Consider the following 11400-nt stretch of genomic DNA (forward strand, 5'->3'; position numbering starts at 1 on the left):
GATGCAATGACCGCAACCACAAATGTCTGCCTAGGTTGGCAAGCGTTCGTGGCTGAACGTGTCTGCGGGATTTTCGCGCACGCGGATCAAATGGACTTGATTCATGTCAATCAAGACCTCTGCCGCCCGGCCGCGGGTGTTGTAGTTGCTGGCCATGCTCATGCAGTAGGCGCCGGCAGACAACACGGCCAGCAGATCGCCGGGTGCAACGGCCAGACTGCGGTCACGTCCGATCCAGTCGCCACTTTCGCAGATGGGGCCGACGACGTCGTAAAGCGTCGACGTTGCCGGACGCGACGTCAAAGGGACAATCCGATGGAAAGCCTGGTACATGGCGGGGCGTGGCAGATCGTTCATGGCCGCGTCGACGATACAGAAGTTCTTCTGCTCGCCGGGCTTGAGATACATCACTTCGGTCAGGCAGACGCCGGCATTGCCCACCAGGGAGCGCCCGGGTTCGATCATGAGTTGCCGCCCGCCGAAACCACGTGCATCAAGCTTTGCCAGCAGCTTGGCCCACAGCGCATCGGCTGCTGGCGGTGTATCGTCGTTGTAGTCAATGCCGAGACCGCCGCCGAAATCAATGTGGTGCAGAGGGATGCCTGCAGCCTCGATGGTCTCGACCAGATCGAGCACACGGTCCATGGCATCAAGATACGGCTCTTCCTGCGTGATCTGCGAGCCGATGTGGCAGTCAATGCCCACGACCTGCAGCCCCGGCAGTGAAGCGGCTCGCTGGTAGGTGGCGAGGGTGCGTTCGTGCGCAATGCCGAACTTGTTGCCCTTCAAGCCGGTCGAGATGTAGGGGTGGGTTTTCGGGTCGACATTGGGATTGACGCGAATGCTGACCGGTGCACGCTGGTGCATGGCCAGGGCCACGTCGTTGAGCACTTCCAGCTCGGCTTCGCTCTCGACATTGAAGCAGCCGATGCCGGCTTCCAGTGCACGGCGCATTTCAGCGCGCGTTTTGCCCACACCGGAGAAGATGACTCTTTTGGCCTCGCCGCCTGCGGCCAGCACGCGTTCCAGTTCTCCACCGGAAACGATGTCAAAGCCGCAGCCGGCCTGGGCGAAGACCTGCAGGACGCCTAGCGAGGAGTTGGCTTTCATGGCGTAGCAGATTTGCACCTTCCGGCCCGCAAAGCCGCGTTGGTAGGCGGCCAAGGCCGAGAGCATGGCGGCCTTGGAATACACAAACAAAGGCGTGCCGTACTGGCGAGCCAAGTCGCTCAGACGAACGTTCTCAATGAAAAGTTCATCACCCTGGTAGGCGATATGGGGATGGCCGGGAAGTTTGGGAGCAGTCATTTGGAGGCGGGGGCAGAGGCGGGGGCAGCAGGGGCGGTGGCGGCGCTGTCCCGGCGCGAGTCGGGGATCAGGGTTTCAGGCAAGGTGGCGCGGCGGGCAGCAGCCGGTTCGGTCGGCAGGTACAGTGCTCCCGGCTGACCACAGCCGCTGAGGAGGGTTGTCAAGCTAGCCGCAATGGCAGCAAGGCCCATAAGGGTTAGTGCCCTGACTAGAATTTGGTTTGTTTGCAACATCACGAAATTGTAATGACCGACACCGAATTCATGGATCGCGCCGAATTGGTCTTACGCGCGATCGAGGCCAGCTGCGACCGCATCAACGACGAAAGCGACGCCGATATTGATAACCAACGTGTTGGAGGCATGGTGACGCTGGTGTTTCGCAACCGCAGCCAGATCGTCGTGAACCTGCAGAAACCGTTGCACGAGATCTGGCTGGCCGCCAAGGCAGGGGGGTTTCATTACAAGTTCGATGGTCGCCAGTGGATAGACACCAAAGGACATGGCGAATTTTTTGCCAATCTGTCGGCCCATGCCTCGGAGCAGGCGGCTTGTCCCTTAAGTTTCTCTGCCTGATCAGTTCTTGAACAGATCGAGGATCTTCTTCTTTTCATCGGCTGGCGGCAAGGCCTGAACAGTGCCGCCTGGTTCGCCGGCCGGTTTGTCTTCCAGCCCCAGATTGCTGACGCCGGCGCCCTTGGCGTACTCCTCATAGGCCCAGTCGCCACCGGTATTGGTCACGCCTTCAGGGGCGCTGATTTCGGTCACGGGGACCCCTTTGAGGGCATGTTCCATGAAGCTGATCCATACCGGCAGGCTCAAGCCGCCGCCAGTCTCACGATCACCCAGCTTGCGGGGGGTGTCGTAGCCGATCCAGGTCACGGCCGTGAGCGTGGGTTGGTAACCAGCAAACCAGGCATCCATGGAGTCATTGGTGGTACCGGTCTTGCCGTAAAGATCAGGGCGCTTCAGTGTGGCTTGCGCACGGGCAGCCGTACCGGAGCGGGTGACCTCCTGCAGCAGGCTGGACATGATGAAGGCGTTGCGGGCATCGATGGCACGCATGGCGTCGTCGAGTACTGGCGGTGTTGTGTTGACCAGCACCTTTCCGCCTTTTTGTTCCGATACCTTGGCAATGAGCCAGGGGTTGACGCGGTAGCCGCCATTGGCGAACACCGAGTAGGCCGTTGCCATCTGCATCGGCGTGACGGAGCCGGCACCCAAGGCCATGGTCAGGTAGGGGGGGTGCTTATCGGCTTCGAAGCCGAAATGCGTGATCCAGTTCTGCGCGTTCTGTGGGCCCACAGCCTGCAGAACGCGGATCGAGATCATGTTTTTCGACTTGGCGAGGCCGCGGCGCAAGGTCATCGGGCCCTCAAACTTGCCGTCGTAGTTTTTCGGCTCCCAGGGCTGACCGCCGGTGACGCCGGAGTCGAAGAACAGCGGCGCATCGTTGACCACGGTGCTTGGCGTGAAGCCTTTTTCCAAGGCGGCCGAGTAGATGAAGGGCTTGAAGCTGGAGCCAGGTTGGCGCCATGCCTGGGTGACATGGTTGAACTTGTTCTTGACGAAATCAAAGCCACCGACCAAGGCCTTGATGGAGCCGTCTCGCGGATCCAGTGCGACAAAAGCGCCTTCGACCTCGGGCAGTTGCGTGATCTCCCAAGTGTCCTTCGGGGTCTTGACGACACGAATGATCGCACCTCGACGGATCTTAATGTGCGGCGGGGCCTTGGCCGACAAGCCGGACTGCGCCGGACGCAGGCCTTCCCCGGTGATCTCAACGGGTTCGCCGTTCTGCCGGACGGCCACGATCTTTTTAGGGTCGGCTTCCAGCACCACCGCTGACATCAGGTCGCCGTTGTCCGGAAAGTCATCCAGTGCATCGTCAATCGCGTCTTCAAGTTCCTGCGGTTTGCTCGGCAGGTTGACGAACTTTTCCGGGCCGCGGTAGATCTGGCGCCGTTCGTAGTCCATGATGCCGCGGCGCAAGGCCTTGTAGGCCGTATCCTGGTCGGCAGCGCGGATGGTGGTGTAGACATTCAGGCCGCGGGTATAGGTTTCATCGCCATACTGGGCATACATGAGTTGGCGCACGGTTTCGGCCACAAACTCGGCATGGATGCGCCCATTTTGGTGGGCCGGCTTGACTTTCAACTCTTGTTTTTTGGCTGCAATGGCTTGTTCTTCTGTGATGAAGCCGTTTTCCTGCATGCGCTCGATGATGTAGAGCTGGCGTGAGCGTGCCCGTTTCGGGTTGTTGATCGGGTTGTAGGCGGAGGGTGCCTTGGGCAGGCCGGCCAGCATGGCGGCCTCGGCAATGGTGATGTCCTTGAGCGGTTTGCCGAAATAAGCTTCCGAGGCTGCGGCAAAACCATAGGCCCGATTCCCCAGGAAGATCTGGTTCATGTAGATCTCGAGGATCTGATCCTTGGTGAGCAGATGCTCAAGCTTGAACGTCAGCAGGATCTCGTAGAGCTTGCGGGTGAAGGTCTTTTCCGACGACAGGTAGACATTGCGGGCCACCTGCATGGTGATGGTGGAGGCGCCCTGGCTCTTGACGCGACCGACATTGGCCAGGCCGGCGCGAATCACGCCGAGGTAGTCCACGCCGCCATGCTGGTAGAAGCGGGCATCTTCGATGGCCAGCACGGCATCGGTCATCACCTTGGGGATGTCCTTGATCGGGGTGAGATTGCGCCTTTCTTCGCCAAATTCGCCGATCAGGTCGCCTTCCGTCGAAAACACACGCAGCGGCAGCTTGGGCCGGTAATCCGAAAGATCTGAGATGTCTGGCAGGTTAGGGAAGGCCACGGCCAGGGCAATCGCCACGACCATCAGGATCGAGAGCAGCCCGGCCAAGGCCAGTCCACCAGCCCACAAGCCTAATCGGGTCAGCCAGTGCATGGCGGGTTTGTGGGGGTTCACGCCTGCAGGGGCAGCTGAAACAGGCGGCTTGGGTTTTGCGGGCATAAAGAGTAATAGGGTGCGCGTCGTGCATTATAAAAATCTGCACACGATCCAAGTGATCAGGGCTCAGCTTGCATTGTGAAGGCTGGGCCACCAAGCCCGGATTGGGCTTGGTGGCCTTGTTTCAATTGCATACAAAGCGTCAACTTTTGACAACGCATCAAGGATGATGAATGGGGAAAAACCTTTGCTGGACAAGGATCTTACTGCTAGCATTGAAGTGAATTCTTAAGTTTTTCCGGTTTTGGGCCGGCATATTTCAGGGGATGCGCTTGATCTCTTTGGGGTCGCTTTTCAGTCGTCAGCCGGAGCCAATGTTGGGTCTGGATGTCAGTTCATCCAGTGTCAAACTGGTCGAACTGGGTCGGAACAAGGCCGGCCAGCTTGTGCTTGAGCGCTGCGCCATTGAGCCGCTGGAGCGAGGGTGGGTGAGTGACGGCAATATCGAGAAATTCGATGAAGTTGCCGATGCGGTTCGCCGACTCGTCAAGAAAAGCGGCGCCAAAACCCGCCATGTGGCCATGGCGTTGCCCCCTTCGGCCGTCATCACCAAGAAAATCGTGTTGCTCGGTGGTCTGAACGATGTCGAGTTGGAGATGCAGGTCGAGGCGGAAGCCAATCAGTACATCCCCTTCCCGCTGGACGAGGTCAGCCTGGACTTTTGTGTGGTTGGCCCCAGCGCGGCATCGGCGGGCGATGTCGACGTACTCATTGCGGCTGCACGCCGGGAAAAGGTGCAAGACATCCAGGGTTTGGCTGAAGCAGCCGGGCTCAAGCCCGTCATCGTTGATGTGGAGTCCTATGCCTCTCGTTTGGCCGCGGGGCGCCTGATTGAAAATCTGCCCGACAAGGGGGCTGGAACCATTGTGGCGCTGTTCGAGGTGGGGGCTTTGACCACCAGCATGCAGGTGATCCGCGATGATGAAGTGCTATATGAGCGTGACCAAGCCTTCGGTGGCGCTCAACTCACGCAGCTGATCGTGCGCCAGTATGGTTTTTCTCTCGAAGAGGCCGAGAGCAAGAAGCGCAGTGGTGAACTGCCGGAAGATTATGAATCGACCGTCTTGCATCCCTTTGTTGAGAGCATGGTGCAGGAAATTGGCCGTGCTTTGCAGTTCTTTTTCACCAGCACGCCGCACAACAAGGTTGACTATGTGATGCTGGCGGGTGGTTCGGCAGCCTTGCCGGGTTTGACGGAGGCTGTGACGCAGCAGACGGGATTCCCTTGCAGTCTGGTGAATCCCTTTGACGGCATGGAAATCGGCGATGGGGTGCGCCTGAAAAGAATGACGCGCGAGGCGCCTTCGTACTTGACCTCCTGTGGCTTGGCGTTGCGGAGGTTCCTGCTGTGATTCTGATCAATCTGCTACCGCACCGAGAGGCGGCGCGTAAAAAGCGACAGGATGTTTTTAATCTGTCTCTGGTTGCTTCGGCGCTGGCCGGTGCGGTGATCGCATGTGTCATTTACCTGTGGCTGCAAGGGCAGATTTCGTCTCAGCAGGATCAGAACATGATTCTGCAAAAAGAGATTGCGTCCCTGGACGCGCAGATCAAGGAAATTGCAGGCTTGGAGGCCGAGATTGCTGCCCTGCGCGCACGACAGCAGGTCGTGGAGGATTTGCAATCAGACCGGAACCTGCCGGTGCACATGTTGTCGGAATTGGTCAAGCAGTTGCCGGATGGTGTCTACATCACCAATATGCGGCAGGAGAATCAAGCCGTCAGCCTGCAGGGGGTGGCGCAGTCGAATGAGCGGGTCTCAGAGTTGTTGCGCAATCTTGCAAACAACACGCCGTGGTTTTCCAAGCCGGAACTGGTGGAGATTGTGGCTGGCAACATCACCCTGGGCGCGCGCGACCAGCGCCGGGTTTCCAATTTTTCCATCCGAGTCCGGTTGGTGAGGGCGAGTGAAGCTCAGAAGGCGCAGCCTGCAACAGGATCCGTACCGACTGCCGCGGCTTCGGCGCCTGCTGGCAAATAACTGGATTGAGTCATGGCATCCCGACTTTCTTTCCCCGATCTCGCTGACCTGAAAGAGCAGGTGCAGAGCCAGTTTCGCAACCTGGATCCCCAGAATCCGGCTGTCTGGCCGGTGATTCCACGTTACGCGCTGATGTCGGCTGTGGCGGCCTTGGTCGTTGTGGTCTTGTGGTTTGTCTGGCTCAGCAGTTCCGATGAGGAGCTGGAAATCGAGCGGGCAAAGGAAACGCAGCTGCGTGAAGACTACAAGGGCAAATTGGTCAAGGCAGTCAATCTGGAGGTGCTGAAGAAGCAGCGTGAACAGGTTCAGCAATATGTGAATCAGCTGGAAAAACAGCTGCCGAGCAAGGCTGAAATGGATGCGCTTCTGTCAGACATCAACCAGGCCGGCCTGGGGCGCAGTCTGCAGTTCGAGCTCTTCAGGCCCGGCCAGGTGCTCGTGAAAGACTACTACGCTGAATTGCCAATTGCCGTGCGCGTGACCGGTCGCTACCACGACATCGGGGCTTTCGCTTCGGACATTGCCCATCTTTCGCGGATTGTGACGCTCAACAACATGACCATCGTGCCGGGGCGAGAAGGCGCTCTGGCCATGGATGCGACAGCGAAAACATTCCGCTATCTTGATGCGGATGAGGTCGCGGCACAGCGCAAGGCAACCGGTGGTGCCAAAGGGGGTAAGAAATGAAGACCCTGGGGTACGGATTTCTGGTTGCGGCTTCTGTTCTGGTCTTGACCGGTTGCGGCGCGTCAAGCGAGGATGAATTGCGCCAATGGATGGCTGAGCAGCGAAGCCAGACACGCCCGCGAGTGACGCCGATTCCTGAGCCGAAGCAGTTCAAACCGGAGCCCTATGCTCAGGCGGGAGCCGTGGAGCCGTTCAGCAAGGAGAAGTTGGCACAGGCCCTCAAACGCGAATCGTCGCAGTCAGCGGTCAGCAGCGCATTGATTGCGCCGGAACTGGCGCGACGCAAGGAGCCGTTGGAGGCCTTTCCGCTCGACAGCATGACCATGGTCGGCAGCCTGCTGAAAGAGGGGAAGCCGGTGGCCTTGGTCAAGGTCGACAACCTGCTCTATCAAGTGCGGCCAGGAAATTACCTTGGCCAGAACTATGGGCGGATTACCAAAATTACTGAAACGCAAGTCACGCTGCGTGAAATCGCGCAAGACGCAGTGGGCGAATGGGTGGAGCGCCCTGCCACGCTGCAGTTGCAGGAGAGATTGAAATGAACAGTCAAACATGTTGGGCCGCACAGCGTGCGGGGCGAAAGGTTCTGCTGGCGTTGGCGTTGGCGGTGACAGCCGTGTCCTCGCTGGCACAAACGACCCTTGAGTCCGTCACGGGCGCGTTGCAAGGCGGGGCTGAGGTGGTGCGGATTGATTTGTCGCAAGCCTTGACGGCCGCGCCGACGGGCTTTGTCATTCAGTCTCCAGCCAGGATTGCGTTGGATTTTCCTGGTGTGACCAATGCCATCGGGCGTTCCACCATCGATATCAATCAAGGTAATTTGCGCTCGGTCAGTGTGCTGCAGGCAGGCGAGCGCAGTCGGGTGGTGCTCAATCTCAAGCAGGCCACCAGCTACAAGACCCAGTTGCAAGGCAAGTCATTGCTCGTGGTGCTTGACCCGGTGGTGACGCCGGCGCCGGAGGCGACTGCTGTGCCAGCTTTTGCGGAACCCCGGAGCCGGGATGTGCTGCCGCTGAAAGATGTTGATTTCCGACGGGGCGTCAATGGCGCAGGCCGCATTGTCGTAGCGTTGCCGAGCAGCCAGGTCGGTGTGGACATCCGCCAGCGTGGTCAGACCCTGGTGGTGGAGTTCATGAAGACGAGTTTGCCCGAGGGGCTCAAGCGTCGCCTCGATGTGGCTGATTTCGGGACGCCGGTCCAGACGGTGACCACGTTCCAGACGGGGGACCGGGTGCGCATGGTGATTGAGCCCAAGGGGGCTTGGGAGCACAGCGCCTACCAAAGCGATGACCAGTTCGTCGTGGAGGTCAAGCCACAGCGGGTCGACCCCTCGAAACTGACGCAGGGACCGGGTTACAACGGTCAGAAGCTGTCACTCAATTTCCAGAACATTGAAGTGCGCTCTTTGCTTCAGGTGATCGCTGACTTCACCAATTTCAATATTGTGACCTCGGACTCGGTCGCCGGGTCTGTGACGCTGCGCTTGCAGGACGTCCCCTGGGATCAGGCGCTCGACATCATCTTGCAGGCCAAGGGCCTGGGTATGCGCAAGGCCGGCAATGTGCTCTGGATCGCGCCCAAGGATGAGATCGTTGCCAAGGAGAAGCTGGAGCGCGAAGCGAATGTGGCGCTGGAGGGGCTGGAAGCGGTTCGCACCGAGTCGTTCCAGTTGAACTATGCCAAGGCCGCAGACGTGGCCCGTCAGTTGATGGGCGGTGCTGTTCCAGGGGCAGCTCCCGTCGGGGGTGCGGCAGGTGCTGCCAGTGCGCGTCTGCTCAGTACACGGGGCAGTGCCATCGCCGAGCCGCGTACCAATCAGTTGTTTGTGACCGATGTCTCCAGCAGGCTCGAACAGGTTCGCAGCCTGATCACCAAGCTGGACATTGCCGTACGGCAGGTCTTGATCGAGGCGCGCATTGTCGAAGCCTCCGACACCTTCGGCAAATCGCTTGGGGTGAAGCTGGGCGGCGGTACCGGCAATGTTCCTGCTGCCTCGGGGGGCATGGGCGGGTCGGTTGGCTCCAGCTACGTTGATGGCACGGCGGCCACCACCTCGGGTACCTTTGTCAGCTTGCCGGCTGTCGGTCAAGGGGGCTACAACCCGGCGACTTTTGCGGTGTCCATCTTTGGCGAGAACGCGGCACGCTTCCTGAATCTTGAGATTTCCGCCCTGGAAGCTGATGGCAAGGGCAAGGTAGTGTCCAGTCCGCGCGTGGTGACGGCCGACAAGATCAAGGCCGTGATCGAGCAAGGTACCGAGTTGCCATACCAGGTGGCTACAGCCAGCGGTGCTACTTCGATTGCTTTCCGCAAGGCCAATCTGAAACTGGAGGTGACGCCGCAGATCACCCCGGAAGGCAACATCATTCTTGAGCTGGACATCGCCAAGGATACGGTGGGTCAGTCGACTGCAGCGGGCTTTGCCATCAATACCAAACACATCCAAACGCAAGTGCTGGTGGAAAATGGCGGGACGGTGGTGATCGGCGGCATTTTCGAGTTGACCGAGTCGACCAATGAAACCAAGGTGCCTTTCTTCGGCGACCTGCCGGGGGTGGGCAATCTGTTCAAGAGCCGGGGCAAGGTGTCGAACAAGCAGGAAATGCTGGTGTTCATCACGCCCAAGATGATCAGCGACAAGGCGGCTGTGCGCTGAAGCAGGGCGCTAATTTTCAATTCTGTGACAAGTTGATAGTCAGTCTGATTGGCCTGCCCGGTTCGGGGAAATCTACCGTCGGGCGGCAGCTTGCGCGGCGCCTGCATCTGCCCTTTGTCGACTCCGACCACGTGCTCGAAGATCGCTTGGGCTGTTCGATCCGGACCTACTTCGAGCGTGAAGGCGAGGAGCGTTTCCGCGACATGGAGCAGGCGGTGCTGGACGAGTTGACGCGGCAGCCAGCGGGTGTGCTTTCAACGGGGGGTGGTGCCGTATTGCGGCCGGTCAATCGGAGCTGTCTGAAGTCGCGCACCCAGGTGGTCTATCTGAAGTCCTCGCCGGATGAGTTGTTCCGCCGCTTGCGGCACGACACCAACCGACCGCTGCTGCAGGTGGCTGACCCCTTGGGGCGCCTGCGTGAGCTTTACGCCGTGCGTGACCCCTTGTACCGGGAAACCGCGCATTTCGTCATCGAGACCGGACGTCCGTCGGTTGGGACTCTGGTCAACATGATTGTGATGCAACTGGAGCTGGCCGGACTGCTGCCGTCGGCCCCGTGATTGCCGAGAAACCGACAAGGCTGCAGCGTGTGCCCTAAACTTGGGGTTATGCAGTCTTCTCCTGACATTTCGCCTTGCCTGGCCGCCCAGGTTCAAATCAGCTTGGCTGATCGCAGCTACCCGATCATGATCGGCAGCGCCTTGTTGGCCAATTCCGCCACCTTTGCCGGCTTGCCGCGCTCCGCGCAGGCGCTCATTGTCACGAACACCACGGTGGCGCCGTTGTATGCCGCGACGCTCAGGGCAGCGCTGCAGCCCCATTTCGCGACGATCCATCTGGTTGAGCTCCCTGATGGTGAGGCCTTCAAGACCTGGGAAACCCTGAACCAGATTTTTGATGCCTTGCTGGGCCATGCCTGCGATCGCAAGACCGTGCTGTTTGCCTTGGGTGGGGGCGTGATCGGCGACATGACCGGTTTTGCGGCAGCCAGCTACATGCGAGGTGTGCCTTTTGTTCAGGTGCCCACCACGTTGCTGGCCCAGGTTGACTCGTCCGTCGGCGGCAAGACGGCGATCAATCATCCGCTGGGCAAGAACATGATCGGTGCTTTCTACCAGCCGCTGCGCGTGGTGTGCGACCTTGACACGCTCAAGACCTTGCCCGAGCGGGAGCTCAGTGCCGGTCTGGCCGAAGTCATCAAGTACGGTCCCATTGCCGACATGGCGTTCCTGGACTGGATTGAGGCGAATATCGAGGCCCTGATGGCGCGTGATGCGACGGCCCTGGCCAAGGCGATCCAGCGCAGCTGTGAGATCAAGGCTGACGTCGTGGGGCAGGACGAACGCGAGTCAGGACTTCGTGCCATCCTCAACTTCGGGCACACCTTTGGCCATGCCATCGAAGCCGGACTGGGTTATGGCGCATGGCTGCATGGCGAGGCGGTCGGTTGCGGCATGGTCATGGCCGCTGAACTGTCGTGTCGGCTCGGTCTGGTGGATGCGGCGTTTACCGCGCGGCTGAAAAAACTGATCGGAAGGGCCGGTTTGCCGGTGGTTGGGCCGAAGCTGTCGGCACAGGACAACGCCGGACGCTATCTGGAACTCATGCGCGTGGACAAGAAAGCCGAGGCGGGGGAGATCCGCTTTGTGGTCATCGACGGGCCAGGGCGCGCCGCTGTCAAGGGCGCCCCGGATGCCTTGGTGCGCGAGGTGATCGATTCTTGCTGTGTTTAAGTTTGCTATAAATTCAGTAGCACCTTGCGCATTATTGACAAGGGCTGATGCCCAAATTCTTTTGAG

The 11400-nt window shown here is 59.6% G+C and carries 11 protein-coding genes; 8 read left to right on the plus strand and 3 right to left on the minus strand.

Annotated features, from left to right (window positions below; all coding sequences use genetic code 11):
* Positions 1-30 precede the first annotated feature (30 nt).
* Both lysA and lptM read right to left on the minus strand, forming a co-directional pair.
* A complete protein-coding gene (lysA, locus tag CDE01S_RS00440) occupies positions 31-1308 on the minus strand; it encodes a diaminopimelate decarboxylase (protein WP_066702062.1) in 1278 nt (425 codons plus the stop codon).
* Positions 1305-1541 carry an LPS translocon maturation chaperone LptM gene (lptM, locus tag CDE01S_RS00445; RefSeq protein WP_066702068.1) on the minus strand — a complete coding sequence of 79 codons (237 nt, stop codon included), beginning with the start codon at positions 1539-1541 and terminating at the stop codon, positions 1305-1307. Before lptM ends, lysA begins: the two co-directional genes overlap by 4 nt.
* A 12-nt stretch (positions 1542-1553) precedes the next feature.
* Between lptM and cyaY the strand changes: the two genes are divergently transcribed.
* Positions 1554-1883, plus strand: coding sequence for an iron donor protein CyaY (cyaY, locus tag CDE01S_RS00450; RefSeq protein WP_066702070.1), 330 nt, complete (start codon positions 1554-1556; stop codon positions 1881-1883).
* Here cyaY and CDE01S_RS00455 read toward each other — a convergent pair whose 3' ends face one another.
* Positions 1884-4214, minus strand: coding sequence for a penicillin-binding protein 1A (locus tag CDE01S_RS00455; RefSeq protein WP_066702072.1), 2331 nt, complete (start codon positions 4212-4214; stop codon positions 1884-1886).
* A gap of 335 nt (positions 4215-4549) precedes the next feature.
* Here CDE01S_RS00455 and CDE01S_RS00460 point away from each other — a divergent pair, with 335 nt between their 5' ends.
* The 7 genes from CDE01S_RS00460 to aroB are packed head-to-tail and all read left to right on the plus strand — an operon-like array spanning position 4550 to position 11334.
* Positions 4550-5629 (plus strand): pilus assembly protein PilM, encoded by a 1080-nt coding sequence (locus tag CDE01S_RS00460; RefSeq protein ID WP_066702498.1) that lies wholly within the window; start codon positions 4550-4552, stop codon positions 5627-5629.
* Complete coding sequence (locus tag CDE01S_RS00465) at positions 5626-6258, plus strand: PilN domain-containing protein (RefSeq protein ID WP_066702074.1); 633 nt, start codon at positions 5626-5628, stop codon at positions 6256-6258. The genes CDE01S_RS00460 and CDE01S_RS00465 overlap by 4 nt, the downstream gene beginning before the upstream one ends.
* Positions 6259-6270: 12 nt before the next feature.
* A complete protein-coding gene (locus CDE01S_RS00470) occupies positions 6271-6945 on the plus strand; it encodes a type IV pilus inner membrane component PilO (protein ID WP_066702076.1) in 675 nt (224 codons plus the stop codon).
* Positions 6942-7487, plus strand: coding sequence for a pilus assembly protein PilP (locus CDE01S_RS00475; protein ID WP_066702078.1), 546 nt, complete (start codon positions 6942-6944; stop codon positions 7485-7487). The genes CDE01S_RS00470 and CDE01S_RS00475 overlap by 4 nt, the downstream gene beginning before the upstream one ends.
* A complete protein-coding gene (locus CDE01S_RS00480) occupies positions 7484-9601 on the plus strand; it encodes a type IV pilus secretin PilQ (RefSeq protein WP_066702080.1) in 2118 nt (705 codons plus the stop codon). Before CDE01S_RS00475 ends, CDE01S_RS00480 begins: the two co-directional genes overlap by 4 nt.
* A 32-nt stretch (positions 9602-9633) precedes the next feature.
* Complete coding sequence (locus tag CDE01S_RS00485; protein WP_066702082.1) at positions 9634-10161, plus strand: shikimate kinase; 528 nt, start codon at positions 9634-9636, stop codon at positions 10159-10161.
* A gap of 48 nt (positions 10162-10209) precedes the next feature.
* Complete coding sequence (gene aroB / locus CDE01S_RS00490) at positions 10210-11334, plus strand: 3-dehydroquinate synthase (RefSeq protein WP_066702083.1); 1125 nt, start codon at positions 10210-10212, stop codon at positions 11332-11334.
* Positions 11335-11400: the final 66 nt, after the last annotated feature.

Origin of the sequence: Curvibacter delicatus NBRC 14919 (assembly GCF_001592265.1) — a bacterium.
Classification (GTDB): Bacteria; Pseudomonadota; Gammaproteobacteria; order Burkholderiales; family Burkholderiaceae_C; genus Hylemonella; species Hylemonella delicata.